Origin of the sequence: Serratia sp. JKS000199, from assembly GCF_900215455.1 — a bacterium.
Lineage (GTDB): Bacteria > Pseudomonadota > Gammaproteobacteria > Enterobacterales > Enterobacteriaceae > Serratia > Serratia ureilytica.
Window position 1 is genome coordinate 4433983 of the sequence record NZ_LT907843.1, and the last position, 26394, is coordinate 4460376.

At 59.7% G+C, this 26394-nt stretch carries 24 protein-coding genes; 11 read left to right on the top strand and 13 right to left on the bottom strand.

Features of this window, described 5'->3' with window-relative positions:
- Positions 1-64: 64 nt before the first annotated feature.
- From ghrB to CPH57_RS21055, 8 genes are all read right to left on the bottom strand, one after another.
- Positions 65-1042 (bottom strand): glyoxylate/hydroxypyruvate reductase GhrB, encoded by a 978-nt coding sequence (ghrB, locus tag CPH57_RS21020; protein ID WP_033645132.1) that lies wholly within the window; start codon positions 1040-1042, stop codon positions 65-67.
- Positions 1043-1115: 73 nt separating this feature from the next.
- Positions 1116-2384 carry an MFS transporter gene (locus CPH57_RS21025; protein ID WP_033645131.1) on the bottom strand — a complete coding sequence of 423 codons (1269 nt, stop codon included), beginning with the start codon at positions 2382-2384 and terminating at the stop codon, positions 1116-1118.
- Positions 2385-2523: 139 nt separating this feature from the next.
- Complete coding sequence (locus tag CPH57_RS21030; RefSeq protein WP_046688560.1) at positions 2524-3489, bottom strand: sugar kinase; 966 nt, start codon at positions 3487-3489, stop codon at positions 2524-2526.
- A 7-nt stretch (positions 3490-3496) separates the two neighbouring features.
- Positions 3497-4249: a sugar phosphate isomerase/epimerase gene (locus CPH57_RS21035; protein ID WP_047573224.1), complete on the bottom strand. Its 753-nt coding sequence runs from the start codon at positions 4247-4249 to the stop codon at positions 3497-3499.
- Between the two features lie 165 nt (positions 4250-4414).
- Positions 4415-5449 carry a LacI family DNA-binding transcriptional regulator gene (locus CPH57_RS21040; protein WP_004933951.1) on the bottom strand — a complete coding sequence of 345 codons (1035 nt, stop codon included), beginning with the start codon at positions 5447-5449 and terminating at the stop codon, positions 4415-4417.
- 124 nt (positions 5450-5573) lie between these two features.
- On the bottom strand, positions 5574-6236 hold the full coding sequence (locus tag CPH57_RS21045; protein WP_033645129.1) for an OmpA family lipoprotein: 663 nt from the start codon (positions 6234-6236) through the stop codon (positions 5574-5576).
- Positions 6237-6484: 248 nt separating this feature from the next.
- Positions 6485-6937, bottom strand: coding sequence for an N-acetyltransferase (locus tag CPH57_RS21050; RefSeq protein WP_033645128.1), 453 nt, complete (start codon positions 6935-6937; stop codon positions 6485-6487).
- The gene (locus tag CPH57_RS21055; protein ID WP_033652312.1) at positions 6934-7500 is read right to left on the bottom strand and encodes a DNA-3-methyladenine glycosylase I; all 567 of its coding nucleotides are present in this window, start codon (positions 7498-7500) and stop codon (positions 6934-6936) included. Before CPH57_RS21055 ends, CPH57_RS21050 begins: the two co-directional genes overlap by 4 nt.
- A 197-nt stretch (positions 7501-7697) precedes the next feature.
- Here CPH57_RS21055 and CPH57_RS21060 point away from each other — a divergent pair, with 197 nt between their 5' ends.
- Together CPH57_RS21060 and CPH57_RS21065 are read left to right on the top strand one after the other, a co-directional pair.
- A complete protein-coding gene (locus tag CPH57_RS21060; RefSeq protein WP_096242699.1) occupies positions 7698-9686 on the top strand; it encodes an autotransporter outer membrane beta-barrel domain-containing protein in 1989 nt (662 codons plus the stop codon).
- A 592-nt stretch (positions 9687-10278) separates the two neighbouring features.
- On the top strand, positions 10279-11025 hold the full coding sequence (locus tag CPH57_RS21065; RefSeq protein ID WP_033652310.1) for a LuxR family transcriptional regulator: 747 nt from the start codon (positions 10279-10281) through the stop codon (positions 11023-11025).
- Here the strand turns inward: CPH57_RS21065 and CPH57_RS21070 are convergent.
- Positions 10972-11646, bottom strand: a complete 675-nt coding sequence (locus CPH57_RS21070; RefSeq protein WP_033645124.1) for an acyl-homoserine-lactone synthase — start codon at positions 11644-11646, stop codon at positions 10972-10974. The two genes, CPH57_RS21065 and CPH57_RS21070, sit on opposite strands and share 54 nt — an antisense overlap.
- Before the next feature lie 475 nt (positions 11647-12121).
- On the opposite strand from CPH57_RS21070, the gene glyQ reads away from it, so the two are divergent.
- Both glyQ and glyS read left to right on the top strand, forming a co-directional pair.
- Positions 12122-13039, top strand: a complete 918-nt coding sequence (gene glyQ / locus CPH57_RS21075; RefSeq protein WP_004933966.1) for a glycine--tRNA ligase subunit alpha — start codon at positions 12122-12124, stop codon at positions 13037-13039.
- Between the two features lie 9 nt (positions 13040-13048).
- Positions 13049-15118 carry a glycine--tRNA ligase subunit beta gene (glyS, locus tag CPH57_RS21080; protein ID WP_033645123.1) on the top strand — a complete coding sequence of 690 codons (2070 nt, stop codon included), beginning with the start codon at positions 13049-13051 and terminating at the stop codon, positions 15116-15118.
- A gap of 40 nt (positions 15119-15158) precedes the next feature.
- On the opposite strand, the gene CPH57_RS21085 is transcribed toward glyS, so the two are convergent.
- A complete protein-coding gene (locus tag CPH57_RS21085; protein WP_060660858.1) occupies positions 15159-16163 on the bottom strand; it encodes a Fic family protein in 1005 nt (334 codons plus the stop codon).
- Positions 16164-16380: 217 nt separating this feature from the next.
- Between CPH57_RS21085 and CPH57_RS21090 the strand changes: the two genes are divergently transcribed.
- From CPH57_RS21090 to CPH57_RS21105, 4 genes are all read left to right on the top strand, one after another.
- Positions 16381-17100 (top strand): DUF3053 domain-containing protein, encoded by a 720-nt coding sequence (locus CPH57_RS21090; RefSeq protein ID WP_025304780.1) that lies wholly within the window; start codon positions 16381-16383, stop codon positions 17098-17100.
- A gap of 542 nt (positions 17101-17642) precedes the next feature.
- Positions 17643-19556 (top strand): PTS mannitol transporter subunit IICBA, encoded by a 1914-nt coding sequence (locus tag CPH57_RS21095; protein ID WP_033652307.1) that lies wholly within the window; start codon positions 17643-17645, stop codon positions 19554-19556.
- A 58-nt stretch (positions 19557-19614) separates the two neighbouring features.
- Positions 19615-20760, top strand: coding sequence for a mannitol-1-phosphate 5-dehydrogenase (locus CPH57_RS21100; protein WP_096242700.1), 1146 nt, complete (start codon positions 19615-19617; stop codon positions 20758-20760).
- A gap of 94 nt (positions 20761-20854) precedes the next feature.
- Positions 20855-21406, top strand: a complete 552-nt coding sequence (locus CPH57_RS21105; RefSeq protein WP_016929575.1) for an MltR family transcriptional regulator — start codon at positions 20855-20857, stop codon at positions 21404-21406.
- Here the strand turns inward: CPH57_RS21105 and CPH57_RS21110 are convergent.
- Positions 21403-22011, bottom strand: coding sequence for a LysE family translocator (locus CPH57_RS21110; protein ID WP_096242701.1), 609 nt, complete (start codon positions 22009-22011; stop codon positions 21403-21405). The two genes, CPH57_RS21105 and CPH57_RS21110, sit on opposite strands and share 4 nt — an antisense overlap.
- 148 nt (positions 22012-22159) lie before the next feature.
- On the opposite strand from CPH57_RS21110, the gene CPH57_RS21115 reads away from it, so the two are divergent.
- Together CPH57_RS21115 and CPH57_RS21120 are read left to right on the top strand one after the other, a co-directional pair.
- Positions 22160-23626, top strand: a complete 1467-nt coding sequence (locus CPH57_RS21115) for a PLP-dependent aminotransferase family protein (protein WP_033645119.1) — start codon at positions 22160-22162, stop codon at positions 23624-23626.
- 73 nt (positions 23627-23699) lie between these two features.
- Positions 23700-24062 (top strand): YibL family ribosome-associated protein, encoded by a 363-nt coding sequence (locus CPH57_RS21120; protein ID WP_021504152.1) that lies wholly within the window; start codon positions 23700-23702, stop codon positions 24060-24062.
- 11 nt (positions 24063-24073) lie between these two features.
- On the opposite strand, the gene CPH57_RS21125 is transcribed toward CPH57_RS21120, so the two are convergent.
- Positions 24074-24853, bottom strand: a complete 780-nt coding sequence (locus tag CPH57_RS21125; protein ID WP_033645118.1) for a class I SAM-dependent methyltransferase — start codon at positions 24851-24853, stop codon at positions 24074-24076.
- 102 nt (positions 24854-24955) lie between these two features.
- Positions 24956-25627 (bottom strand): 6-hydroxyaminopurine reductase, encoded by a 672-nt coding sequence (yiiM, locus tag CPH57_RS21130; RefSeq protein ID WP_033645117.1) that lies wholly within the window; start codon positions 25625-25627, stop codon positions 24956-24958.
- A gap of 131 nt (positions 25628-25758) precedes the next feature.
- Here yiiM and CPH57_RS21135 point away from each other — a divergent pair, with 131 nt between their 5' ends.
- Positions 25759-26373, top strand: a complete 615-nt coding sequence (locus tag CPH57_RS21135) for a histidine phosphatase family protein (protein WP_046688002.1) — start codon at positions 25759-25761, stop codon at positions 26371-26373.
- Positions 26374-26394 lie beyond the last annotated feature (21 nt).

Below are 26394 nucleotides of genomic sequence, written 5' to 3' on the forward strand. Positions count from 1 at the left end.
TACTCCGTCGACAGCCGCAAAAAGCGGCGAGGCCGGCGATCCGCAGATCGCCGGCCGCGCTGAGTTATTTCTGCAACAGCTGCGGGTTGACGCAGTTTTCTTTCACCGTGCCGGTCAATGCCGCGATCAAGTTATCCACCGCGCAGGCGGCCATGCCGTAGCGCGTTTCATGGGTGGCGGAGCCGATGTGCGGCAACGCCACCACGTTCGGCATGCTGAGCAGCGGCGAGTCGGCCGGCAGCGGTTCCTTCTCGAACACATCCAACCCCGCGGCGTGGATCACGCCGTTTTGCAGCGCTTCGATCAGCGCCTGCTCATCCACCACCGGCCCGCGGCCGGCGTTGATCAGAATGCCGCTTTTCTTCATCTTCGCCAGCTGATCGCGGCCGATCAGATGGAAAGTTTGTTCGGTCAGCGGCAGCGTGATGCAAACGAAATCCGACTCGGCCAGCAGGGTATCCAGATCGCAGCGGCGGGCGTTGAAGCGTTGCTCCGCCTCTTCGTGCGTGCGGCGGGCGTTGTACAGCACCGGCATGCCGAAGCCGAAGTGCGCGCGCTGCGCCAGCGCCAGGCCGATGCGGCCCATGCCGAGGATGCCGATGGTTTTGTGGTGCACGTCGACGCCGAACCAGTCCGGCCCGATGCTGCCGCGCCATTCGCCGGCCTTGACCCGTTCCGCCACTTCTACCACCCGGCGCGCCGTCGCCAGCACCAGACTCATGATGGTGTCGGCGACGGTTTCGGTCAGCACCGTCGGGGTGTGCATCAACAGCACGTTATGGGCGTTGAGCGCCTCGACGTCGAAGTTGTCGTAGCCGACGGAAACGGTCGAAGCCGCGCGCAGTTTGGGCGCCTGCTGCAGGAAGGCTTCGTCAATTTTGCCGCCGGAACCGATGATCCCTTCGGCCTGCTGCAACGCCTGGCGCAGTTCCTCGCGGTTCTCCGGCTGCAGGCCGTTGAACGCGTGTACGGTGAAGTGTTGTTCCAGACGTTCACGCAGGTCGGCGGGCAGGCTTTTGTACAATACGATAGAAGGTTTCATCACGAACTCCAGCTGGGCCAAAGGGGGCCTGGCGCCCCCTCGGGTTGATTGACAGAGAAAAAGTATAACCGGATCAAGCCATCTGCGGCTGGATCTCGTTGCGGGCGGGCTTGACGATCAGCGTCAACACCACCGCCACCACCAGTGCGATAGCCATAAACATGTAGGAAGCCGCCGGGCTGCCGGTGGCGCCGTTCAGGTAACCGACGAACCAGGAACCGAAGAACGAACCCAGCGCGCCCATGCTGTTGATCAGCGCCATGGCGCCGCCGGCGACGTTTTTCGGCAGCATTTCCGGAATGATGGCGAAGAACGGCCCGTAGGGGGCGTACATCGCGGCGCCGGCGACCACCAGCAGGCCGTAAGAGATCCAGAAATGGTTGGTGCCGACGGCGTAAGAGCCGAAGAACGCCAGCGCGCCGATCAGCAGCAGCGGCCAGACAAACAGCTTGCGGTTTTGCATTTTGTCCGACGCCCAGGAGACCACGATCATGGCGATGGTCGCCGCCAGGTAAGGCACCGCCGACAGCCAGCCGGCTTCCACCATGCCCATCTGCATGCCGCTGCGCAGGATGGAAGGCAGCCACAGCACGAAGCCGTATACGCCGATGCTCCAGGCGAAGTACTGCACGCACAGCAGGATCACGTTGCGCGAACGGAAGGCTTCGCCGTAGTTGCGCACGGCCTTGATGCCTTTCTGTTCTTCGTCCAGCTGCTGTTGCAGCGCCTGTTTCTCATCGGCGCTCAACCAGCCGGCCTGCGCCGGTTTGTCTTTCGCCAGCACCCACCAGCAGAACGCCCAGATGACCGCCGGAATGCCCTCGATGATGAACATTTCGCGCCAGCCGAAGGCGTGGATCAGGTAACCGGACACCACCGACATCCACAGCACCGTCACCGGGTTGCCGAGGATCAGGAAGGTATTGGCGCGTGAACGCTCCGATTTGGTGAACCAGTTGCTGATGTAGATCAGCATTGCCGGCATCACCGCCGCTTCCACCACGCCGAGGATAAAGCGGATGGCGGCCAGCATCGGAATATTGCTCACCACGCCGGTCAGCGAGGCGCAGCCGCCCCACAGGATCAGGCACCAGAAGATCAGTTTTTTGACGCTGCGGCGCTCGGCGTAGATGGCGCCGGGAATTTGGAAGAAGAAATAACCGAGGAAAAACAGCGCACCCAGCAGCGAGGCCATGCCCTTGGTGATGCCGAGATCCTCATTGATGCCGGCGGCGGAGGCGAAGCTGAAGTTGGCGCGATCGAGATAGGCCAGGCTGTAGGTGATAAACACGATGGGCATGATGTACCACCAGCGTTTGGCCGCGACAGTCGCTTTGTTCATGTTCAGTATCCTTCAGTGGTGTTGCATCCCCTTCGCCCAGCCCGTTGGGCATGAAAGACGAAGGGGCAGATGCTCTCCCGACGCGTCCCGGTTGTAGGGCCAGAGGCTGACGTCATGCGGAGAAGTCGTTTTTTTATTGTTATTCGGCCAGCGCCGCGCGGGTCGGCAGGCCTTCGCTGTCGCCGATGGCCTGGATCGCCAGCGAGCCGATTTTGTTGCCGCGTTGCACCGCCTGTACCAGCGTTTTGCCTTCCAGCAAGGCGCTGAGGGTGCCGACGGCAAAGCCGTCACCGGCCCCTACGGTATCCACCACGTTGTCGACCTTGACCGCGGCCACCGCCGCTTTATCGCCGGCGGCGGTTTTAAACCAGGCGCCGTCCGGGCCGGTTTTGATGATCACCGCCTGCACGCCGCGCTCCAGATAGAAATCGGCGATGCCTTCCGGCGTCGACTGGCCGGTGAGGATCTGTCCCTCTTTCAACCCCGGCAGCACCCAGTCGGCGGCGAACGCCAGCTGGTTCAGCTGCTCGATCATCACCTCGCGACTGGGCCACAGCACCGGGCGCAGATTGGGATCGAACGAAATGGTTTTGCCCATGGCGCGCATCTCGCGCGCCGCATGGTGGCACAGCGCCAGCGATTCGCCGGACAGCGCCGCCGCCACGCCGCTCAGGTGCAGGTGGCGCGCGGAACCGAAATACTCGCGGTTGAAATCGGCGACTGACAGGCGGCTGGCCGCCGAGCCTTTACGGAAATATTCCACGCTGGGATCGGTACCATCGGTAGTCTTGGATTTCACCTGAAAACCGGTCGGATAGTGGCCATCGACCGTCACCTGCCGGTAGTTGATGCCTTCTTTTTTCAGCTGCTGCAGGGTGAAGCGGCCAAACGAGTCGTTGCCGACGCGGCTGACCCAGCCGACGTTCATGCCCAGACGGGCCAGGCCGATCGCCACGTTCAGTTCGGCGCCGGCGATGCGTTTGGTGAAGGTTTCCACCTCCGCCAAATCGCCGGTCTGCGCCGCCACGAACATCGCCATGGCTTCACCCAGAGTGACCACATCCAGGGGCGCCTGCTGCGCCGTCGTTGCCGTTAACGTTGTCATCATGGGGTTACTCCGCACGCAAAATATTGACGTAATGGCGGGTGACGGCTTCCAGGTCATCACCCTGCAACGGGAATTCGATGCCGCGCGGCGCATCGTGCGGCAGGCGGGCCAGCAGATCGCGCCAGCTGCCGTCGGTATCGTCCAGCGCAATGGCGCGCCAGCCGCGCGGACCTTGCGTGGCGGCCTTGACGTGCACGTAACCGACGTGGCGGGCCAGGCGCTCGGCGGCGGCGAAGGCGTCTTGCCCCACCCACAGCCAGTTGGCCATATCGAAGGTCATGCTGACCGGCAGGTGGCTATCTTCCGCTGCATGGAAAAAGGCGTTCAGCATCGACAAAATGCCGCAGTCCGGCGTTTGGTCGTTCTCGACCACCAGTTTGACCGGATGTTGCTCCAGCGCCACTTTCAGCTCGGTAAAATCGAAGCCGGGGCGGAAATGGCCGAGGGAGAGCTTCAGCTGGCGCGCGTTCAGCGCCTGCGCTTCCGCCAGCAGCGCCGGCAGGTCGGGATTCAGCGTATGTTGCGGAGTGAACAGCGCCTCAGGGGCGGAATAGACGGCGAACAGCTGCTGGCGTTCTATCTCCTGGGCCAGCGCAGGCAGGCTGTCCAGTTCGCCGGCGGCGAACAGTTCGCGGCGGATCTCCACCCCGTCGGCGCCCGCGCCGGCAATGATGGGCAACAGCGCGCGCTGGCCGCCCTGTTGTTTGACGGTATCGGCGCCGTAGGCGCCGGTGACCACGATGATTTCTGTTTTCATTTTGACTCCTGAGGCGGCATTGTCGCCGCCGCTGCTGTTACCGGTACGTTAAATGGAACCGGTTCCAGTAGAAAGCGACAGAGTGTAAAAATATGATCGCAATCACGAAGCTGAGCAAAAAACAGCCGATGAAGGCGGGGCGGTTAAGGCCCCGGAGAAGGCGGGTTAGCGGGTGGTGGAGCCGCGGACGATCAGCTCGCCGGAGAACATCTGCTCGCCGCTGGGGGCGGCCAGACCCTGAATACGCTGCACCAGCCGCTCCAGCGCCGCGTGCCCCATTTGGTAGGTGGGTTGTTTCAGCGTGGTGATGCCGACGCCCGCCAGTTCCGCCCACTCCAGCTCGTCGAAGCCCAGCAGGCCGATGTCGTTGCCCCACTGGATGCCGAGCCGGCGCATGGCGCGCGCCACCTGCAGTGTCAGGGCGCCGTTGGCGGAGATCACCGCCTTGCGCATGCCGCGATGACGGCCGCTGAAATCGCTCAGCACCTGTTCCAGTTTTTGCCGATCGTTGAGCGGCGTTTCGGCCTGCTCCGCCAGCAGCGCAGGGTGCTGCGCCATGGTATGCCTGAAGGCGTGCAGGCGTTCCAGGCGGGTATTGACCGTACCGAGCGGTTCGCTGAGGAACAGGATCGCTTCGAAGCCTTGTTGCAGCAGGTGCTCGGTGGCGACGGTGGCGGCTTCGCGGTTGTTCAGGCCCACTACGTCGCAGGCGAAGTCGGGGATTTTGCGGTCGATCAGCACCATCGGCAGCATCGACTGTTGCAGCGTGGATAACGCTTCCTCGCGCATGCCGACCGCGTTGACCACGATGCCTTCCACCCGGTAACTGCTGAGCAGCTGCAGGTAGTGCTGTTCCTGATTGACTTCGTTGTTGGTGTTGCACACCAGCAGGGTAAAGCCGTGTTGGCGGCAGGCGGCCTCGATGCCGCGCATCACGTCCACCGAATAGGGGTTGGTGATATCGGCGAGGATCAGGCCGATCAGGCGCGTTTGGCCGCCCTTCAGGCTGCGCGCCATCTGGCTTGGGCGGTAGTCGAGCTGCTGGATCGCCTGTTCGATGCGCTGTTTGAGATCGTCGGAAAGCAGGTGCTGTTCACCATTCAGATAGCGTGACACGCTGGTCTTGCCGGTTTTGGCGATGCTCGCTACATCGCTGATGGTGGCGCGTCCTGAGGCGCGCGTTGCCTTGACAGTGCTCACAGCCGATCCCTCCTGCGGTTAATTGCCAAGGAGACTACCATACCCGGCGTGCGGGCGGGAATGTTGAAGGATAAGGAGAAAATCGCAGGGAAGCGGCGGGGCGCCGGTGGCGCCCCGCGCGGGATTATTGCAGCGGGCTGAGGGTGATCTCGACGCGGCGGTTTTGCGCCTTGCCTTCCGCGGTGCTGTTGGACGCGATCGGGTTGTCCGGGCCGGCACCGGCGGTGCGGATACGGTTCGCCGCCACGCCCTGGGTGATCAGCGCGCTGGCTACGCCATCGGCGCGCTGCTGCGACAGGTTCATGTTGAGCGAACGGGAACCGGTGCTGTCGGTGTAGCCGATGACGTTGACTGCGGTTTTCGGATACTCTTTCAGCACCATGGCGACGCCGGTCAGGGTATTGGCGCCCGCCGGTTTCAGCGTGGCGCTGCTGCTGTCGAAGGTCACGTTGTTCGGCATGTTCAGCACGATGTTGTCGCCCTGACGGGTGACGCTGACGCCGGTGCCTTTCATCTTGTCGCGCAGTTTGGCTTCCTGCACGTCCATGTAATAGCCAGCGCCGCCGCCGAGCGCCGCACCGGCCGCCGCGCCGATCAGCGCGCCCTTGCCGCGATCTTTCTTGGAAGAGGACAGTACGCCGACGCCGGCGCCCAGTGCGGCCCCGAGGCCCGCGCCGATGCCGGACTTGCCGACTTCGGATTCGCCGGTGTAAGGGTTGGTGGTACAGGCCGACAGCGTGAGCGCGACGCTCACTGCGCCGGCAATAATTGCAATGCGTTTTTTCATGTTCTTGTCCTTAATGGCATCAATATCTGTACGCGCCGGCCCAACACGGGGGCGCAAAAAAGTAGGCGACGCAGGTGGGGCCCGCATCACCGCGCTACTATGACGCGTTGGCTCGCCGGCAGTTCCGGAGAAAAACGTGACAAATGATGAGCGCGGGTAAGTGCTGGGGGAGTTATGCGACAAAACGCCGGGCGGCGCCATGCAGCGGATTCCTAATTGCGCGCCGCCAGGGCGCGAATGCGCCTTTTTTAACCGTAACCGGTTGAATTCTCGATTGCCGGCCAGTTCATGATCAGCGTATAGGCCTGGGTTTCGTCGTTAAACAGGCGCTGCGTCACCTGAAAACCGTGCTTGTGGTAAAACGCGCAGGCGCGCAGGTTTTGCTGATAAACCTCCAGGCTGAGCCGGCGGTAGCGCTGCTGCACGTGCGTCATCAGCGCCCGGGCTACGCCGCGGCCGTGATACGCCCGATCGACAAACAGCGCGCCGATGAACTGTTCGTCCAGCACGCTGATAAAGCCGACGATCTCGTTTTCATGCCAGCAGGCCCAGCTCTGCGCGCGCGGCAGGTAATTTTCCCGCACCAGTGCGGCGCTTTCACGCCAGTATTTTTCCGCCACGAACGGATGGGCGGCGATGGTGCTGGGCAGCCACAGCGCCATCAGCCGATCGATATCCGCCGGGCCACAGGGGCGGATCACCGTGGCTTTGGGTAGCACATGCACCCCGTGAGATGATCGTTCACCAGCCCGCTGGCCTGCATGAAGGCGTAACAGATGGTGGAGCCGATAAACTTGAAGCCGCGCTTTTTCAACGCCTTGGACATGGCGTCGGACTGCTCAGTTTTGGCCGGAACCTGGTTCAGCGCCTGCCAGCGGTTGAGCTGGGGCCGGCCGCCGACGAAGTCCCATATGAAGGTGACGAAATTCTCGCCGGCCGCCTCCATCGCCAGATAGGCTTTGGCGTTGGTGATGATGGCTTCTATCTTGCCGCGGTGACGGATGATGCCGCTGTCTTGCAGCAGCCTTTCCACGTCTTGTTCGGTCATGGCGGCGACCCGCTGCGGATCGAAATCATGGAAGGCGCGGCGGTAGTTCTCGCGCTTTTTCAGCACGGTGATCCAGGAAAGACCGGCCTGTTGTCCCTCCAGACACAGCATTTCAAACAGCTCGCGCGCGTCGGTGGTGGGCGTGCCCCATTCCTTGTCGTGATACTCGAGATACAACGGATCGGCCGTCACCCAACCGCAACGTTCTTCTGCCATCCTGAATGTCCTTGTGCTGTATTTATGAACAGTAATCATCGCTCGAAGCGGTGAACTTGGCAAGCCTCTGATTGTTTTGTCAGCAGCCCCGCTTGACGTGACGAAAAAGCCGACAATAGTTACTACATGGCCGGTGGAAAACCGGCCAACGATAAAAACGACATTGCCTTCATTTGCAGGCTCTCAGGAGTCGATTCATGCCTCTAAAAATAACATGCATGCCCCGCCCGGCGGCGCTTGCAGTGGCGTTACTTTGCAGTGTGACCCTTCCGGTTCAGGCGTATGACCAACTCTACGTCTTTGGCGACAGCCTGAGCGATACCGGCAACAACGGCCGGTTCACCTATGACGGCAGTCAGCACCTGCTGTACGACGAAGCGTTGGCGCAACGCATCGGTGCGGCGCTGGTGGCCTCGGACAACGGCGGTGAAAACTACGCCGCCGGCGGCGCCGTGGCGGTGCCGGGCCTGAACCCGGTCGACAACACCCAGGATCAGGTGCAGCGCTACCTGAATCGGGTTAACGGCCAGGCCGATGGCGACGGTTTGTATATTCACTGGATTGGCGGTAACGATTTGGCGGCGGCGGCGTTGAACGCCGCTACCGCGCCCGGCGTGGCCTATAACAGCGCCGCGGCCGCCGCCGCGCAGGTGCATTCGCTGCTGAACGCCGGCGCCGGCACGGTGATCGTGCCGACGGTGCCGAACATCGGCTCCACGCCGCAGCTGATGGAACTGATCATTCAGCAGGCGCTGCCGCCGGTACAGGGGGCGGCGATTCAGGCGGCCTATGCCACGCTCAATTCGGTGGCTACCCCGGACAACGCTTCGCGCACGCAGGCGATCCACGCGGCGTTGGCCGCCGCGGCGAAGCAGGGCAGCGCGATCCCTCAGGTGCAGCAGGCGATCGCCGCCCAGCTTGTGGCGGCGTATGACAGCCTGAGCGCGCAGGCCGCTCAGCTGACCGATTTCTATAATCAAAGCGAAGACCGTTTGCTGGCGCAGGGGGGCGGCAATATCGTGCGGGTGGACGTGAACAAGCTGTTCGCAGAAGCGATCGCCAATCCGGCGCAGTTCGGCTTCGCCAACACGGCCGGCATGGCTTGTCCGGCGGGCGTTTCCTCGGCGGTTTGCCGTTCCGACATGCCCGGCTTCGACGCCGGCCAGTCCTATCTGTTCTCCGACCATTTCCACCCCAGCCCGCAGGCGCACCTGCTGATTGCGGATTATATCCAGGCGGTGTTGGATGGCCCGGCGCAGGTGGTGGCGCTGAATCAGGCGACGGCGGCGATGGCGCGTGACAGCCGCGCCACGCTCGACAGCCGTTTCCAGCAGCTGCGCAACGGCGACAATCCGCAGGGCTCGCTGGGCGTGTTTGGCGGCTACGCAGGCCAGCACTATGACTATGCCGATAACCGGGCGGCGGGGGATGGCAACGCCACCACCCACAACCTGACCGTCGGCGTGGACTATCAACTGACCGACAGCTGGTTGATCGGTGCGTTGATCGCCGGTTCCAACGACGATCAGCATCCTTCCAGCCGCTATGACTACAAGGCGCGTGGGGTGCTGCTGTCGGCCTTCAGTTCGCTGGCCATATTCGAGCAGGGGTGGGTCAATGCCGATCTGCACTATGCGACGATGGATTATGACGACATCCGCCGCAGCATGCGGTTGGGGCCGCTGACGCGCACCGAAACCGGTTCGACCTCCGGCAAGCAGTGGGGCGCGCGCGTGACCGCCGGCTATGACTTCCCTATCGCTGCTTATCTCACCACCGGGCCGGTGGCGCAGTTCGCCTGGGATTACAGCCAAGTGTCCGGCTACAGCGAAGACGGTGATGACAGCACCGCCATGCGCTTCAACGATCAAACCTACCATTCGCAGATCGGCGCGTTGGGCTGGCGGTTGGATACGCAATTCGGCGTGTTTAACCCCTATGCGGAAGTGAGTTATCAGCATCAGTTCGGCGATGACGTCTACCGCGCCGGTGGCGGCCTGAAATCGACGCAAACCTCATTTACTCGCGACAGTGCGGGTCAGGACAAAAACTGGGTGGATGTCACGCTGGGGGCCAACATGCCGTTGACGGATAGAGTGTCGGCCTTCGCCACCGTCTCGCAAACCGGCGGCCTGAGCAGCGGCGAGCAGTTTATGTATAACGTCGGCGTCAGCGCGCGCTTCTGAGAACTCTCGGGAGAGGATAGAGCCTGTGACGGCGAGATGGCGAGGCGATGTGGGCGGATGAGACTGTACTTTAGTACAACTATCATTTATCGCTGAAAGTTCTTATCGTTATTGCATAACGATAAAATACAGCGCTACAAAAAAAAACTGATCCTATAAAGGATCAGGTAGCCACTTGGCCAACACCAGGGAAAATTTTGGTTATTATTGTATATCCAAATCTTCACTGTCAATGGCTTTTTCCCTTCATCATCGGATGCGGGGCGTTTTCGCCTGCCTGTCTGGCCCCCTCTCATCTTCAACGCGACAGAACGCTTTTGTCAGATGCATGTCATGATGCCGAGTTGTTATGATTTTGTTTTCTTTGTGTTTCTTTGCCGGATAATGCCCTCTGCCGCCCCTTCTTCAGCGACGCGCTTATTTCTCGATTAAATTAATTTCCCCTCCGAAATTATTTTAATTGATTCTTTAAAACGCCTGTTGATTATTAACGCTTCCTATTATGCCTGTCGGTTTAATTTACTTGGCGGCGCAACCGGGTTATACTCTTCTCAGTTTTATAGTGATGTTATTTCTTGAAGAGGATTGGTGAGTGTCTAACTTTTTTTTCAATAATGAAACCATTAATGCCTCTATAAAAGAAGAGTTGGAAAGCGGGCTGAGCAAATACAATAATATAAAATATGCCTATGCTATAATGAATAAAAGAAATCCGACTAGCTTTTCAATCATTTCCAATAGGACGGAGTGGTTCGAGTTTTATATCAAAAACAACTATCAGTTTATTGATCCTGTTTTGATTACCGCATCGCATAGAATTACCCCGTTTACCTGGGATAAAGATTTGGAAATTGGTGCAGGATTAAAATTGCCAAAGATTTTTGATATGGCCAAGAACTACAATATTATTAATGGGTATACTTTCGTCTTGCACGATCATCATCATAATCTGGTGGTGTTATCCATTATGTTGGATAAGCATTGTGATGCGGACGTTGAACAGCAGATTGACAATAATAAGGCCGAAATTCAAATGCTGCTGATTACCATGCACGGAAAAATGACGGCGCTCTACCAGGAAATGAGCACGCCTGCTGACTTTGAAAAAATGAACCAGCGGGAGTTTTTCTCCAAGCGTGAAAATGAGATCATCTACTGGGCGAGCTTAGGTAAATCCTATCAAGAAATTGCCCTTATCCTGGGAATAAAACTCACCACCGTAAAATATCACATCGGCAACGCCGTCAAAAAGCTTGGCGTCACCAATGCCAAACATGCCATCAGGTTAGGTGTGGAGCTGCAGCTCATCCGGCCGCTTCTCGCTGACTCGGAAGGATAATGGCCAGGAATCCAACGGGTTATCCCACTTTGTGGCGTGTTGGTTGATGCGCGCCAGCAATCTGTTCCGGTTGACATCGTCTATCGGCAGATAGATCAGATAAATATTTTTATTCTTTTCGGAGCATCCGGTTTTTACCACCGAGATATGCCAGCCGGAGCGTTGGAAAATAATGCGCATCGGGTGACTGATAATGGCGTATATGCCTTCGTAGCCGCAGCTTCTTGCATAGTTTATCATCGACAGGAAAAGCATGGTGCTAATTGGCGCTTGATGGAGTTGAAGTGCTTGAATGCGCGCCTTGTCTATAAATAATCTGCTGGCTTCAACGTAATTCCCTTCGGGGAGTTTTATATCGTTAAAGTAATTGTCGAATACGCCATCGCTGATCATGTTTGGGTATTTCGTTTCGATAAATCGCAAGCTGCAAATGACGTGATCTTGGTAGGTGCCGAAAATATAGGTGGCGTGACGGTTGTCGTATTCGTCAAACTCCATGTTATTTTCGCAATTAACGAGCCAGTCTAAACGGTCTTTAAACGTTTTTTTTCTTAAAGAGAATAGTTCTTTCGATCTGTTATCTGGCAGCAAATTATAGTCTACGTCAAAGAGCTCTATCATTTTCAATCTTTTTCCTAAGCGACTTAAATGGCTTTTTAGCTGCGGCTGTTATTTGTTCTTGTTATACTACCAGAGTCACTATGGCAAGTAAATTTCAGTCGATGCCGCGTCGGTAAGAATAAAGTAAATATATAACACTGAGTTATGTTTTTTTTCATTCCATTCACTTATTTGAATATTGTTCAACACGCCTGTTGTTTGTCGAAGAAGCCTCAAGCTGCCGGTAGTGGAAGCATGCGGGGGATGAATCGGCGTTTCTCTAAAGCCAGCCGATACCCGAGCCTGCGAAAGCGGTGCGGTTACCTCGCCCTCTGCGGCGCCGATGTCGCCGACGGTTTTCTTGGCCGACGGGTGAAAATCCAGCGCTTCTTGCCCCGATTCGCACTTGTTGCCGGATTCTGGCTGTATATCTTACGGTCAAAGGGTATACTGGCGCATTCCATATAAATCCACTTGTATCGCGTGCGAATTCAACATGCAAAAGTTTGATACCAAGACCTTCCAGGGCCTGATCCTGACACTGCAGGATTATTGGGCGCGCCAGGGCTGCACCATCGTTCAACCATTGGACATGGAAGTCGGCGCGGGAACCTCACACCCGATGACGTGCCTGCGCGCACTGGGGCCGGAGCCGATGGCCGCCGCTTATGTGCAGCCATCCCGTCGCCCGACCGACGGCCGCTACGGCGAAAACCCGAACCGTCTGCAGCACTACTATCAGTTCCAGGTGGTGATTAAGCCATCGCCGGACAACATTCAGGAACTCTACCTGGGCTCGCTGAAAGAGCTGGGTCTGGATCCGACTATCCACGACATCCGCTTCGTGGAAGACAACTGGGAAAACCCGACGCTCGGCGCCTGGGGCCTGGGTTGGGAAGTGTGGCTGAACGGCATGGAAGTGACGCAGTTCACCTACTTCCAGCAGGTCGGCGGCCTGGAGTGCAAGCCGGTGACCGGCGAGATCACCTATGGCCTGGAGCGTCTGGCGATGTACATCCAGGGCGTGGACAGCGTGTACGATCTGGTGTGGAGCAACGGCCCGCTGGGCGTCACCACCTACGGCGACGTGTTCCATCAGAACGAAGTGGAGCAGTCCACCTACAACTTCGAATACGCCGACGTCGACTTCCTGTTCTCCTGCTTCGAGCAGTACGAGAAAGAAGCCCAATCGCTGCTGGCGCTGGAAAAACCGCTGCCGCTGCCGGCCTACGAACGCATCCTGAAGGCGGGCCATACCTTCAACCTGCTGGACGCGCGCAAGGCGATTTCGGTGACCGAGCGTCAACGCTACATTCTGCGCATCCGCACGCTGACCAAAGCCGTTGCCGAAGCCTACTACGCTTCCCGCGAAGCGCTGGGCTTCCCGATGTGCAACAAGAAGAACGAGAACTAAGAGGCAGCCATGACTCAACAGACTTTCCTGGTGGAAATCGGCACGGAAGAGCTGCCGCCGAAGGCTCTTCGTTCCCTGGCGGAATCTTTCGCCGCCAACTTCACCGCCGAGCTGGACAACGCCGGCCTGGAACACGGTGACGTGAGCTGGTTCGCCGCACCGCGCCGCCTGGCGCTGAAAGTGGCCAACCTGAGCGCGGCGCAGGCCGATCGCGAAATTGAAAAACGCGGCCCGGCGATCGCTCAGGCGTTCGACGCCGAAGGCAAACCGAGCAAAGCGGCCGAAGGCTGGGCGCGCGGCTGCGGTATCACCGTCGATCAGGCGGAGCGCCTGGTGACCGACAAGGGCGAGTGGTTGATGTACCGCGCCCATGTCAAAGGCCAGTCGGCGCAACAACTGCTGGCCGGCATGGTCAGCACCGCGCTCGGCAAGCTGCCGATCCCGAAACTGATGCGCTGGGGCGATTCCGACGTGCAGTTCGTGCGTCCGGTGCACACCGTCACGATGCTGCTGGGCGCCGATCTGATCCCGGGCACCGTGCTGGGCATCGAATCCGCGCGCACCGTGCGCGGCCACCGCTTCATGGGCGAAGCCGAGTTCACCCTCGACAATGCCGACCAATATCCGCAGATCCTGCTGGAGCGCGGCAAAGTGGTCGCTGACTACGAAGCGCGCAAAGCCCTTATCAAACGCGACGCCGAACTGGCGGCGCAGAAGATCGGCGGCAAGGCCGATCTGAGCGACAGCCTGCTGGAAGAAGTGGCCTCGCTGGTGGAATGGCCGGTGGTGCTGACCGCCAAATTCGAAGAGAAATTCCTGGCGGTGCCGGCGGAAGCGCTGGTGTACACCATGAAGGGCGACCAGAAGTATTTCCCGGTGTACGACGCCGCAGGCAAACTGCTGCCTAACTTTATCTTCGTGGCCAACATCGAGTCGAAAGACCCGCAGCAGATCATCTCCGGCAACGAGAAGGTGGTGCGTCCGCGTTTGGCCGACGCCGAGTTCTTCTTCAACACCGACCGCAAAAAACGTCTGGAAGACAACCTGCCGCGCCTGGAAACCGTGCTGTTCCAACAGCAGCTGGGCACCCTGCGCGACAAAACCGATCGCATCCAGGCGCTGGCGGGCTGGGTTGCCGGCCAGATTGGCGCCGACGTCAACCACGCCACCCGTGCTGGCCTGTTGTCGAAGTGTGACCTGATGACCAACATGGTGTTCGAATTCACCGACACCCAGGGCGTGATGGGCATGCATTATGCGCGCCACGACGGTGAGGCGGAAGACGTCGCCGTTGCGCTGAACGAGCAGTATCAGCCGCGCTACGCCGGTGATGCGCTGCCGCAGTCGCTGGTGGCCTGCTCGCTGGCGATCGCCGACAAGATGGACACCCTGGCCGGCATCTTCGGCATCGGGCAGCATCCGAAGGGCGATAAAGACCCGTTCGCGCTGCGCCGCGCCGCGCTGGGCGTGTTGCGCATCATCGTCGAGAAAAACCTGCCATTGGATCTGCAGACTCTGACCGAAGAGGCCGTGCGCCTGTACGGCAGCAAGTTGACCAATGCCAAGGTGGTCGACGACGTGGTGGAATTCATGCTGGGTCGTTTCCGCGCCTGGTATCAGGAAGAAGGCCACGCGGTCGATACCATTCAGGCGGTGCTGGCGCGCCGTCCGACCAAACCGGCCGACTTCGACGCGCGCGTCAAGGCGGTATCCCATTTCCGTACGCTGGACGAGGCGGCGGCATTGGCTGCGGCCAACAAACGCGTCTCCAACATTCTGGCCAAGTCTACCGAAACGCTGAACGACAGCGTGCGCGCCTCGGTGCTGAAGGATGCGGCGGAGATCCAGCTGGCGACTCACCTGGTGGTGCTGCGCGACAAGCTGCAGCCGTACTTCGCGGCGGGCAACTACCAGGAAGCGCTGGTGGAACTGGCCGCGCTGCGTGAGCCGGTGGATGCGTTCTTCGACAACGTGATGGTAATGGCGGACGATGCGGAAGTGCGCGTTAACCGTCTGACGCTGCTGAGCAAACTGCGTGAGCTGTTCCTGCAGGTGGCGGATATCTCCGTGCTGCAGTAAGCGGTTCTTTGCTGTGAAAAGGCGCCTGCGGGCGCCTTTTTTATGGTTGGCGTAACAGTCTGATACCGGCAGCGGTCAAGCGATAGCGTTGTAAACGGCTCTTGGGTTTATCCGGTAGCGTCATTTCAATCCAACCCGCATTCAAGGCCGGCTGTAGATAGCGCTCGCGGAAAGATTTTCGATCTTGCAACTGTAGAACATTCTGGAGTGCTTCTCGCGACATCTCCCCTTGCAGCGCCGCTAGCAAGTCAGCGACTTGGGGGGTGACTTGGGGGGTGACTTGGGGGGTAATGCTCAGCTCAAGCGCTTTTAGAATCATTTCCAGCATGAATTCAACGAAGGGTGAGCAATCGGTCTTTTGGTTGCTGGCATTCAGCGCCTGGTAATATCCGGGTTGGTTATCATGTACCAGACTCTCAACCGGCACGTTGGCGAACAACGGATCCCAGCGTGACAAAATCAGCGTTTGCCACAACCGTCCCATACGGCCGTTTCCATCGGCAAAGGGATGGATAAATTCGAATTCATAGTGAAATACACAGCTGCCGATCAGCGGTGGCAGGTCGGTTTGTTGCAGCCAGATGAGCAATTGACGGATTAGCAACGGTACGCGTTCCGCCGGTGGAGCCATATGGATCACAACATTGCCGTTCATCACGCCGACGCCGCTTTGACGATAGCGGCCAGCATCAGGCAGTAAGCTGTTCATCAACATCCCATGTGCGGCAAGCAGATCGCGTTCATTTTCGGGATGCCAATGATTCAGGTTGGTATAGCAATGGATGGCATTCATCGCTTCCTGAACGTCACGCGGAGGGGCGATGACGCGCTTACCTGCGATGATAGCGGTGATCTGCTCTTCGCTCAGGGTATTGCCTTCGATCGCCAACGAACCTTGAATAGTGCGGATCCGATTGATGCGCCTTAGCCGCAATGCATGCTCTTGTTCCGCTTGTATCGTCAAACGGGCCAATGCGGCGCCGACGTCTGTCGCCAGATGCAGAATGGAGGGCGTGATGGTCAACGGTGGCTGATAAGAGGACATGAGCAAGTTGGCCCGACGATAAACGTTGGAAAAGTGTACCATGCGTGCGTGGCACGTGCAGTACGCCGTTTTCAACCGCCCGGCTGAGACAATGTTCACCGCAAGCGGAATCGCGTATCGGAACGCCGCCAGTTGATCTATTCTTATAGGCGCACGGAGTGCGGAAAAAGGGGCGGAGTCCAATGAAAAAGCAGGTTTATAACAGGAGTTATGTCACATGGCGGTAGGGATCCAGAGCAGAGGTTTCGCGCGTTGGTTGGCACCGGTATTGGCATTGTTGGTGGTCATGCAATTGACCGCCTGCGGCGATAAAGAGCCGGAACAGCGCAAAGCATTTATCGATTACTTACAGAATACCGTGATGCGCAGCGGGGCGAACATCCCCACGCTGAGCGAAGACCAGAAACAGAAGTTCGGCAACTATGCCGGTGATTACGCGATATTGGTCGGCTTTTCGCAGCAGTTGTCTAAATCGGTCGGCGCCAGCCTGACGCCGGCGCTGGATCAGATTAACCAGATCCGCACCGCGCAGGACTACCTGAACAAACGCGACGCGCTGCAGCAATCGGTCGGGGCGTTGAACCTGTTGGGCCAGCAGATCCAGTCGGCCAAATCGCAGGCGGATACTGCCCACGCGGCGCTGAAGCAGCCTGACGATCTGAAGGCGGTGTACAACCAGGCCTATGACAAGATCGTCACCGCCCCGGCCAACGCCTTGATGCCGGCGATCCCGACTACCGCCAGCTTTGTGCAGGATCTGGTGCAGGTCGGCGACTTCCTGCAGAGCCAGGGCAATCAGGTCAGCTTCAACAACAACGGCGTGCAGTTCCGCACTGCGCAGCAGGTGGCGCAATACAACACCATGATGTCGAATCTGGTGGCTAAGCAGCAGAACCTGATGAATGCGCAGAAAACCATTCAAAGCGTGACGCAATAATAACGCGTCCAGGCGCGAAACAGGCCGGCATTGCCGGCCTGTTTTATTTCCCCTCAGCGTTTCCAATCGCTTGCTGGCTTATTGCGCAGGCTTCTGTACTACACTTCAATTAATCCATTCATTAGGCAATGTAGTTTTCTTTCATTCATCACTTCGCTAGTTCCCGGCGGGATGAGTGCTCACAGGGAAGATCAAACAGAGCGTTGCGATCGGCGCTGCAGCTAAAAATAAATCGTGACTAATGTCACAATTCAAAAACAAAACGCCAATTTAAAAATGTGATCATAGTCACTTTATTGGGGGTTTTGTGGCGACTTTTTTCTCACTGTGCTTTTTTTACACGCCATAAATGTGATCTTAGTCACTATAAAGGGTGGTTTGTTGGGGTGTTGTGTGTGATTTGTATCACAAAAAATCCGTGAAGTTCGCGTGACAAAAACAGCGTGATAGAGTCCGTTTCGCATACAGCGGCAACACGGCTGGATCGTCACAACAATAATCACGCGCTCTATTGTCAGCGCGTAACAATAGGGGTGTGTTTTATGTTTTCACCAGACATCAAGGTTAAAGTGCAAAACTTTGGCCGCTTCCTGAGCAACATGGTGATGCCCAACATCGGCGCCTTTATCGCCTGGGGGATTATCACCGCGCTATTCATTCCAACCGGCTGGCTGCCGAATGAGACCTTGGCTAAGCTGGTAGGCCCGATGATCACCTACCTGCTGCCGCTGCTGATCGGCTACACCGGCGGGCGGCTGGTGGGCGGCGATCGCGGCGGCGTGGTCGGCGCCATCACCACCATGGGCGTCATCGTCGGCGCCGACATGCCGATGTTCCTCGGCGCGATGATCGCCGGCCCGCTGGGCGGTTGGGCCATCAAGCATTTCGATCGCTGGGTGGACGGCAAGATCAAAAGCGGCTTTGAAATGCTGGTGAACAACTTCTCCGCCGGCATCATCGGCATGCTGCTGGCGATCCTGGCCTTCCTGGGCATCGGGCCGCTGGTGGAGGTGCTTTCCAAGCTGCTGGCGGCGGGCGTGCACGTGATGGTGACGAACAACCTGCTGCCATTGGCGTCCATCTTCGTTGAACCGGCGAAAATCCTGTTCCTGAACAACGCCATCAACCACGGCATCTTCTCGCCGCTGGGTATTCAGCAGGCCACGGAAGCCGGCAAATCGGTGTTCTTCCTGATAGAAGCCAACCCAGGTCCGGGCATGGGCGTGCTGATGGCCTACATGTTCTTTGGCCGCGGCAGCGCCAAGCAATCCGCCGGCGGTGCGGCGATCATTCACTTCCTGGGCGGCATCCACGAAATCTACTTCCCCTACGTGCTGATGAACCCACGCTTGCTGCTGGCGGTGATCCTGGGCGGCATGACCGGCGTCTTTACCCTGACGATGCTGAACGGCGGCCTGGTTTCTCCGGCTTCCCCGGGTTCGATTTTGGCGGTGCTGGCGATGACGCCGAAAGGCGCTTACTTCGCCAACATTGCGGCGGTATGCGCAGCCTTCGCCGTCTCCTTCGTGGTATCCGCTTTCCTGCTGAAAACCTCCAAGGTGAAAGAGGATGACGATCTGGAAGCCGCGACCCGTCGCATGCAAGAGATGAAATCGCAGTCCAAAGGCGGCGCGGCGGCATCGGTCGACGGCGATCTGAGCACCGTGCGCAAAATCATCGTCGCCTGCGATGCGGGCATGGGTTCCAGCGCCATGGGCGCCGGGGTGCTGCGCAAGAAAGTGGCCGACGCCGGGCTGAAGAACATCTCGGTGACCAACAGCGCCATCAACAGCCTGCCGGACGACGTGGATCTGGTGATCACCCACCGCGATCTGACCGAGCGCGCGATGCGCCACGCGCCGCAGGCCCAGCACATCTCGCTGACCAACTTCCTCGACAGCAAGCTGTACAGCGATCTGGTCGAGCGTTTGGTGGCGGTCAACAAAACCACCGACAACCAGCAGAAGGTGCTGGGCGCGCTGGACGACAGCTTTGAAGCCGGGGAACCGAACCTGTTCAAGCTGAGCGAGAGCAACGTGTTCCTCAACCTGCAGGCCAGCGACAAAGAGCAGGCGATCCGCTTCGCCGGCGAGCAGCTGGTGAAGGGCGGCTACGTCGAGGCGGAATACGTGCCGGCGATGCTGGAGCGCGAAAAGCTCACCTCCACTTACCTGGGCGAATCGATCGCCGTGCCGCACGGCACCATCGAGGCCAAAGACCGGGTGCTGCGCACCGGCGTGGTGTTCTGTCAGTACCCACAGGGCGTGCGCTTCGGCGATGAAGAGGATGAAGTGGCCCGTCTGGTGATCGGCATCGCCGCGCGCAACAACGAGCATATTCAGGTGATCACCAGCCTGACCAACGCGCTGGATGACGAGAGCGTGATCGAGCGGCTGGCGAATACCACCAGCGTTCAGGAAGTGCTGGACCTGCTCGGCGGCAAAAAAGCCGGATAACGGAATCATTTTAAAGGGTGCAGCTTGCTGCACCCTTCGACATTAAGAAGGTAGAGTTATGAAAGCATTACATTTTGGCGCAGGGAATATCGGCCGCGGTTTTATCGGCAAGCTGCTGGCGGACGCCGGGGTTGAACTGACCTTCGCCGACGTCAATCAAACGGTGCTGGATCTGCTGAACAGCCGTAAAAGCTACGCGGTGCACGTGGTGGGCGAGCAAGAACGCGTGGAGAGCGTCAACAACGTCAGCGCCGTCAACAGCGGCAGCGAGGCCGCGGCGGCGCTGATCGCCGAAGCGGATCTGGTGACCACCGCCGTTGGCCCGCAAATTCTCGCCAAAATCGCCGGCACGATCGCCAAAGGGCTGGTGCTGCGCCATCAGCAGGGCAGTGTGCAACCGCTGAACATCATCGCCTGCGAGAACATGGTGCGCGGCACCAGCCAGCTGAAACAGCACGTGTTCGCCGCGCTGCCGCAGGATGAGCAGGCATGGGTTGAGCAGCACGTCGGCTTCGTCGATTCGGCGGTCGATCGCATCGTGCCGCCGGCGGACAGTAGCGATCCGTTGGAAGTGACGGTGGAAACCTTCAGCGAATGGATCGTCGATCAGACCCAGTTCAAAGGCCAGCCTCCGGCGATCGCCGGCATGGAGCTGACCGACAACCTGATGGCGTTCGTCGAGCGCAAGCTGTTCACCCTCAACACCGGCCACGCCATCACCGCCTACCTCGGCCAACAGGCCGGGCTGCAAACCATTCGCGACGCCATTCTCGACCCGGCGATCCGCCGCGTGGTGAAAGGGGCGATGGAAGAGAGCGGCGCGGTGCTGATCAAGCGCTACGGCTTCGACGCCGACAAGCACGCCGCCTACATCAACAAAATCCTCGGCCGCTTTGAAAATCCGTATCTGCACGACGACGTCGAGCGCGTAGGGCGCCAGCCGCTGCGCAAACTGAGCGCCGGCGATCGCCTGATCAAACCGCTGCTGGGCACGCTGGAATACGGCCTGCCGCATGCCAACCTGATCCAGGGCATCGCCGCCGCCATGAGCTACCGCAGCGAACAGGATCCGCAGGCGCAGGAACTGGCGGAACTGCTGAACACGCTCGGGCCGAAAGCCGCGCTGGCGCAAATTTCCGGCCTGCCGGCGGAAAGCGAGGTTGTAGAAGAGGCCGTTGCTGTGTATAACGCCATGCACAAGTAGAATCGTGATGATGAACACCCGAGCGCAGCTTGCTGCGCTCCTGGAACCCGAGTTCGGCATCGACGGCCCTCCCCACGCCTTTCGAAAAGCGACGATGGAAGAAGCACAGGCATTTGAAAACCAGGTTCTGGAAAAGCTGAACGCGGGCAAAACGGTGCGCAGCTTCCTGATCGCGGCGGTAGAGCTGCTGGCGGAAGCGCTCAACGTGCTGGTGGTGCAGGTATTCCGCAAGGACGACTATGCGGTGAAATATGCCGTCGAACCGCTATTGTCCGGCAGCGGCCCGCTGGGGGAGCTGTCGGTACGCCTGAAGCTGATGTACGGGCTGGGGGTGATCTCCCGCCACGAATATGAAGACGCCGAACTGCTGATGGCGATGCGCGAAGAGCTGAACCACGACGGTTCGGAATACCGCTTCGTCGACGACGAAATCCTCGGGCCGTTCGGCGAGCTGCACTGCGTGGCCGCGCTGCCGCCGGTGCCGACCTTCCTGCAGCCGGGCGAGGCGGATGAAGCGCTGATCGCCATGCAGCGCCAGCGCTATCAGCAGATGGTGCGCTCCACCATGGTGCTGTCCATTACCGACCTGATCGCCGGCATCGGCGCCAAACAACCTTCCCGACTCTCTCCTCTCGGCCGCGGCTAAGCGAAGGCCGCGCGCCATTCGTCGAACAGCAACCACAGCGCGGTGGCGGCCATCAGCCCGGACATCACGCCGTTGAAGGCGCGCAGTTTCCAGGTGACCCGCAGCGCGTTGCGCAACCGGTCGCCCAACACCGCCCACAGCAGCACGCACGGCAAGTTCAGCAGCGCGAAACCGGCGATGATAGACAGCGTATGGACGAAAGTGGCGCCTTCACGCGGGGTGAACAGGATCGCCACGTTGATCACCATCAGCCAGGCCTTGGGGTTGACCGCCTGAAACAGCGCGCCGCTGAGCAGGCTCATCGGCTGCGCCTGTTCTTTGGCGTCCGGCGAGGCCGCCTGAAACAGCTTCCATGACAGCCACAGCAGATAGGCGCAGCCGATCGCCGCCAGCGGCAGGCGGATGACGCCGGCCCAGCTCAGCGCCAGCGCCAGCAGCGGGATAATGATCGCCAGCTGTACCGCACAACCGACGCAGATGCCGAACAGCATCGGCAGGGTGCGGCGCAGGCCGAAGTTAACGCCCGACGAGGCCAGCAGCAGGTTGTTGGGGCCGGGGGTGATCGACATGACGGTGACGTAGCTGACAAAGGCGGAGTCCAGCATGGCAGGTTCCTTGAACGTGAAAATGACGGTAATAACGAGAGGATCAGCATAATCGCTGCGATGGGATGGTGACAGAATCACAAATCGGATATTGTCATGGTTACAGTTGTATGAAATGTAAACTGTACCCATTACCTGGAGAGAAACTGTGACCTTGCTCGATGAAACCCCGGATACCCGTTACCTGCAGCTGGCGGATACGCTGGCCGAAGCCATTCGCCGCGGCACGCTGCAGCCCGGCGACCGCTTGCCTTCGGTGCGGCGCTGTGCGCAAACCCATCGGGTCAGCATCAATACCGTGGTGTCGGCTTACCGCACGCTGGAGGATCGCGGGCTGATCGAAGCGCGGCCGCAGTCGGGGTTTTATGTCCGCAGCACGCTGCCGGCGCTGAAGATGGCCTCGGCGCCCAGCGGCCGCATCGAGCCGCCGGCGGACGACGTGCTGGCGTTGATCGATACGGTGTTCGCCGCCCAGCAGAACCCGGCCTTCACCAACATTGCGCTGGCCTGCCCGCAGACCAGCGATTTCTACCCCGGCGGCAAACTGGGGCGCATGCTGTCTTCCCAACTGCGCCGCCAGCCGGGTCTGATCGGACAATATCCGTTGCCGCCCGGCAGCCTGCGGCTGCGTCAGCAGATCGCCCGCCGCTCAATGACGCTCGGCATGCTGTTGGAGCCGGGCGACGTGGTGTTGACCCACGGCTGCATGGAGGCGCTGCAGCTGGCGCTGCGCGTCACCACCAAACCGGGCGACTGCGTCGGGCTGGAGTCACCGACCTACTTTTATCTGCTGCCGCTGCTGGCCAGCCTGGGGCTGAAAGCGCTGGAAATCCCTACCGATCCCCAGCTGGGGCTGTCGCTGGACGCGCTGGAGCTGCTGCTGAACGAGAAGCGGCTGAATGCGGTGATCGCCATGCCGACGGTGCAAAACCCGCTGGGTTGCACCATGCCGCTGGCGGCGAAAAAGCGGCTGGCGCGGCTGATGAACGATCATCAGGTGCCGTTGATTGAAGATGGGTTGTATGCCGAGATCCAGTTCGGCGGCGCGCTGTCGCCGGCGGTGAAGGCGTTCGATCGCGACGGCTGGGTGCTGTTTTGCTCCAGCTTTACCAAAACGCTGGCGCCGGATTTTCGCGTCGGCTGGATCTGCGGCGGCCGTTTTCACGAGGCGTTGCGCAAGCTGAAGGCGGTGTCGTCGATGTCCGAGTCGCAGCTGCTGTCGGAAACGCTGGCGACCTTCCTGGAGAGCGGCGGCTACGATCACCATTTGCGCAACCTGCGCAAGCGCTATGCGGCGCAGGTCGACGAGGCGAGGGCGCTGATCGCCCGGCATTTCCCGCGCGGCACGCTGGCCACGCAGCCGGCGGGCGGCTTCGTGTTCTGGGTCGAATTCCCTCCCGGCGTGGACAGCGTGGCGCTGTTCCATCAGCTGCTGGAGGAGCAGATCTGTTTGACGCCGGGCACCCTGTATTCCCCGAGCGGGCGCTACCGCAACGCGCTGCGGCTCTCCTGCTGCTACCCGTTCAACGCGCGCTACACCCAGGCGCTGGCTCGGCTCGGCGCCAGGGCCTGCGAGATGAGCGGCCTGCCGCCCGGCATTGCGCAGGGCGGGTAACGGCGCGCGCCTTTTGCTACAATGCCGGTATCATTGATTAGCGTGCCATTTTGGGCACAACGGGGCAGAGACCATGAAAGAGAAAGAAAAGGCAGAGATCAAGCGCCTGAGCGACCTGCTGGACGCCTTGAACCACAAAGACGCCACCGTGATCCAACAGGGCAACCCTGAGTTGATCGCGCAGCACACCAAAGAGAAAGAGAAACTGGCGACGGAGATCGAGCGCCTGAAAAACGTGCGCGGCGAGAAGCTGAGCGCCGAAGCGCAGAAGCTGAGCCAGCTGCCGTTCAGCCGCGAGATCACCAAGAAAGAGCAGGCCGATATGGGCGCGCTGAAGAAAAGCGCGCGCGGGCTGATCGTCGTGCACCCGATGACCGCGCTGGGCCGCGAGATGGGCCTGAAAGCGGTCACCGGCTACGCCAAGAAAGCGTTCTGAATCCCCGGGCGTCAGACCTTGGTGGTGAAATACGCCTTGGTCTGATAGGGCACGGTGACCGTGTCCTTGCCCCGCAGTTCCTCTTCTTCCGCCACCAGTTGGCGCAACCGATCGATAACCTGCTCCTGTTGCGGCTGCGGCAGCGCGGCGATAAAGCTGGTTGAACGCACGCGGTTGTAGATCACGTCCTCCACCGCGCCGCGGTGGCCGAGCATAAACACCTGCTCCTGCAGCGGTTCAAAGCCTTTGAACGGGAAGAGTTTGCGCCATTCGCCGGTATAGAAACGCGGCGCATCGCCTTCGTGGCTATCGACGATCTGATTCAGTTTACGCACCCAACCGACGCGCGCATCGCGCATGTTCCACACCAGGCCGAGTTTGCCGCCGGGCTTGAGAATGCGCTGGATTTCCGCCAGCGCCTGCGGCGTGGCGAACCAGTGGAAGGACTGGGCGCACACCACGGCATCCATCGACTCGTCCGGTAGCGGGATCGCGTCGGCGGTGCCCGCCAGCGTTTTCACCTGCGGCAGCGCCGCCGACAGTTTTTCCAGCATTTGCGGCACCGGTTCGACGGCGATCACCTGCGCGCCGGTTTCCAGCAGGCGCGGGGTGAACTTGCCGGTGCCGGCGCCGAGATCGATGACCGTCATGCCGGCGTGCAGGCCGATGACGTCACGCAGCCAGGCGGCGATTTCCGGCGGGTAATCCGGCCGGCCTTTCACATAGCGATCGGCATTGGCCTGATAGCCCTCGGCGGCGGCGTGATGAATCGAATGGGTCGGGGTGGTCATATACCTGGCTCCTGGCTGAAAAAACGTGCGGCTACAGTATAGGCGGAAGAAAAGGGTTAACGCGGCATTCGGCGCACGTTTTTCATTTTTCCGCCCGCGCTTTCAATGGCCGAGCAGGCGGCGGTTGAAATCCTCAAGGCGCCCTTCGGCGAGCCGAGTGAGCATGGTCTTGCTCCAGCTGGCGGAGAGGCCGGCCACCGCCAACAGGCGGCGATACTGTTCCGCATCGAACGGCATGTGCCAGGCGATGGCGATGGCTTCGGCCACCGACACATCGCTGTTGCGCGCCGCCAGCGCCAGCGGACGATCGCCGCTGACCGCGCCCGGCGACACCACCCGATACAGCCAGCCGCAGCGGCCGCTTTGCTGCATCAGCACCGAAATGTCCTCGATGGCGAAGTGATAATTGAGCTTGAAGCACGGCGAGCGCGGCTGGGTGACCTGGATAAGCGCCTCGCCCCAGCGGAATATGTCGCCCATAAACACATTGTGTTCGGTCAGCCCTTCGGTGGAGATATTCTCGCCGAAGGCCGGGGCGCAAAATTGCTCGGCCTGCGCCGGAAACTGCTCGCGCCAGTGGGCATAATGCTCGCGCGGGTAGTGGCACAGCGCGCGGTCCGGCCCGCCGTGGTAGCTTTTTTCGGCCTGTTCGTCGCCTTCCAGGCCGAGCGGCGTGAGCCGGATGGCGCCATCCACCTGGCGTTTGGCGATGGCGCTGGGGCGCCCGCCTTCATAGGGTTGGATGCTGCCGATGTAAACGTCTGGGTGATGCATGTGCGCCTCCGTGTCTCGCGTCGAGGGCTCAGCATAGCCTGAGTTGTTCTCGTACACTACCCGGCATTTACCTGTACGGAAGGATGTGTTTTTCCTGTCTATATTTAGGCTTTTATCGTCGAGAAAAAACCATGCGTTTCATTGTATTGAGGCATGCGGAGTCAGAATGGAACCGCTCGGGGATTATTCAGGGGCGAAGTGACAGTCCGCTGACAGAAGAGGGGCGACGTCAAATCGCTGGGCTTGGCGCTCGCTTGCAAATGTTATCGGTCACTTTGTTGATCAGTTCACCGGCTGGTCGGGCTTTTACGACAGCGGAGACGTTGGCTGAGAGATGTGGCTGCACTGTGCAAATGGATGAGCGTTTGCAGGAGCAAGATTTTGGCCGACTGGAAGGATTATCTTATGCGCAGGCCATGCGCGATTATCCAGAAGCGACGCAGTGCCTCTTTGCCGGTAAGGCAGAGGCGTCGGCTCCGGGAGGGGAGAATGCTTATGAGGTTGCCTGGCGCCTAATGGCTTGTCTGTCCGATCTGGCTGTCGATGGACAAAATCAAACGCTTGGTGTTGTTACGCACGGCCATGCTCTGCAGGCACTGATTTGGTGGCTTAAAGGGGCCTACCCGCAGGAGGACCTCCGCAGATACGGTCATCGCAATTGCGGCTACGCAATGCTTGATGTGACCGCCTCTGGTTTTAATTTGTTGAATTGGGGAGTCGCGACCCACCTGTTGCCACAAAGATAGGGCGAGGAACGGATATTCCTC

Bases quoted from the DNA above. Each gene is read 5' to 3' on its own strand.
- ghrB (WP_033645132.1), bottom strand. From the start codon at position 1,042: ATGAAACCTTCTATCGTATTGTACAAAAGCCTGCCCGCCGACCTGCGT.
- CPH57_RS21025 (WP_033645131.1), bottom strand. From the start codon at position 2,384: ATGAACAAAGCGACTGTCGCGGCCAAACGCTGGTGGTACATCATGCCC.
- CPH57_RS21030 (WP_046688560.1), bottom strand. From the start codon at position 3,489: ATGACAACGTTAACGGCAACGACGGCGCAGCAGGCGCCCCTGGATGTG.
- CPH57_RS21035 (WP_047573224.1), bottom strand. From the start codon at position 4,249: ATGAAAACAGAAATCATCGTGGTCACCGGCGCCTACGGCGCCGATACC.
- CPH57_RS21045 (WP_033645129.1), bottom strand. From the start codon at position 6,236: ATGAAAAAACGCATTGCAATTATTGCCGGCGCAGTGAGCGTCGCGCTC.
- CPH57_RS21055 (WP_033652312.1), bottom strand. From the start codon at position 7,500: ATGGCAGAAGAACGTTGCGGTTGGGTGACGGCCGATCCGTTGTATCTC.
- CPH57_RS21060 (WP_096242699.1), top strand. From the start codon at position 7,698: ATGCCTCTAAAAATAACATGCATGCCCCGCCCGGCGGCGCTTGCAGTG.
- CPH57_RS21070 (WP_033645124.1), bottom strand. From the start codon at position 11,646: ATGATAGAGCTCTTTGACGTAGACTATAATTTGCTGCCAGATAACAGA.
- glyQ (WP_004933966.1), top strand. From the start codon at position 12,122: ATGCAAAAGTTTGATACCAAGACCTTCCAGGGCCTGATCCTGACACTG.
- glyS (WP_033645123.1), top strand. From the start codon at position 13,049: ATGACTCAACAGACTTTCCTGGTGGAAATCGGCACGGAAGAGCTGCCG.
- CPH57_RS21085 (WP_060660858.1), bottom strand. From the start codon at position 16,163: ATGTCCTCTTATCAGCCACCGTTGACCATCACGCCCTCCATTCTGCAT.
- CPH57_RS21090 (WP_025304780.1), top strand. From the start codon at position 16,381: ATGGCGGTAGGGATCCAGAGCAGAGGTTTCGCGCGTTGGTTGGCACCG.
- CPH57_RS21095 (WP_033652307.1), top strand. From the start codon at position 17,643: ATGTTTTCACCAGACATCAAGGTTAAAGTGCAAAACTTTGGCCGCTTC.
- CPH57_RS21100 (WP_096242700.1), top strand. From the start codon at position 19,615: ATGAAAGCATTACATTTTGGCGCAGGGAATATCGGCCGCGGTTTTATC.
- CPH57_RS21105 (WP_016929575.1), top strand. From the start codon at position 20,855: ATGGAAGAAGCACAGGCATTTGAAAACCAGGTTCTGGAAAAGCTGAAC.
- CPH57_RS21110 (WP_096242701.1), bottom strand. From the start codon at position 22,011: ATGCTGGACTCCGCCTTTGTCAGCTACGTCACCGTCATGTCGATCACC.
- CPH57_RS21120 (WP_021504152.1), top strand. From the start codon at position 23,700: ATGAAAGAGAAAGAAAAGGCAGAGATCAAGCGCCTGAGCGACCTGCTG.
- CPH57_RS21125 (WP_033645118.1), bottom strand. From the start codon at position 24,853: ATGACCACCCCGACCCATTCGATTCATCACGCCGCCGCCGAGGGCTAT.
- yiiM (WP_033645117.1), bottom strand. From the start codon at position 25,627: ATGCATCACCCAGACGTTTACATCGGCAGCATCCAACCCTATGAAGGC.
- CPH57_RS21135 (WP_046688002.1), top strand. From the start codon at position 25,759: ATGCGTTTCATTGTATTGAGGCATGCGGAGTCAGAATGGAACCGCTCG.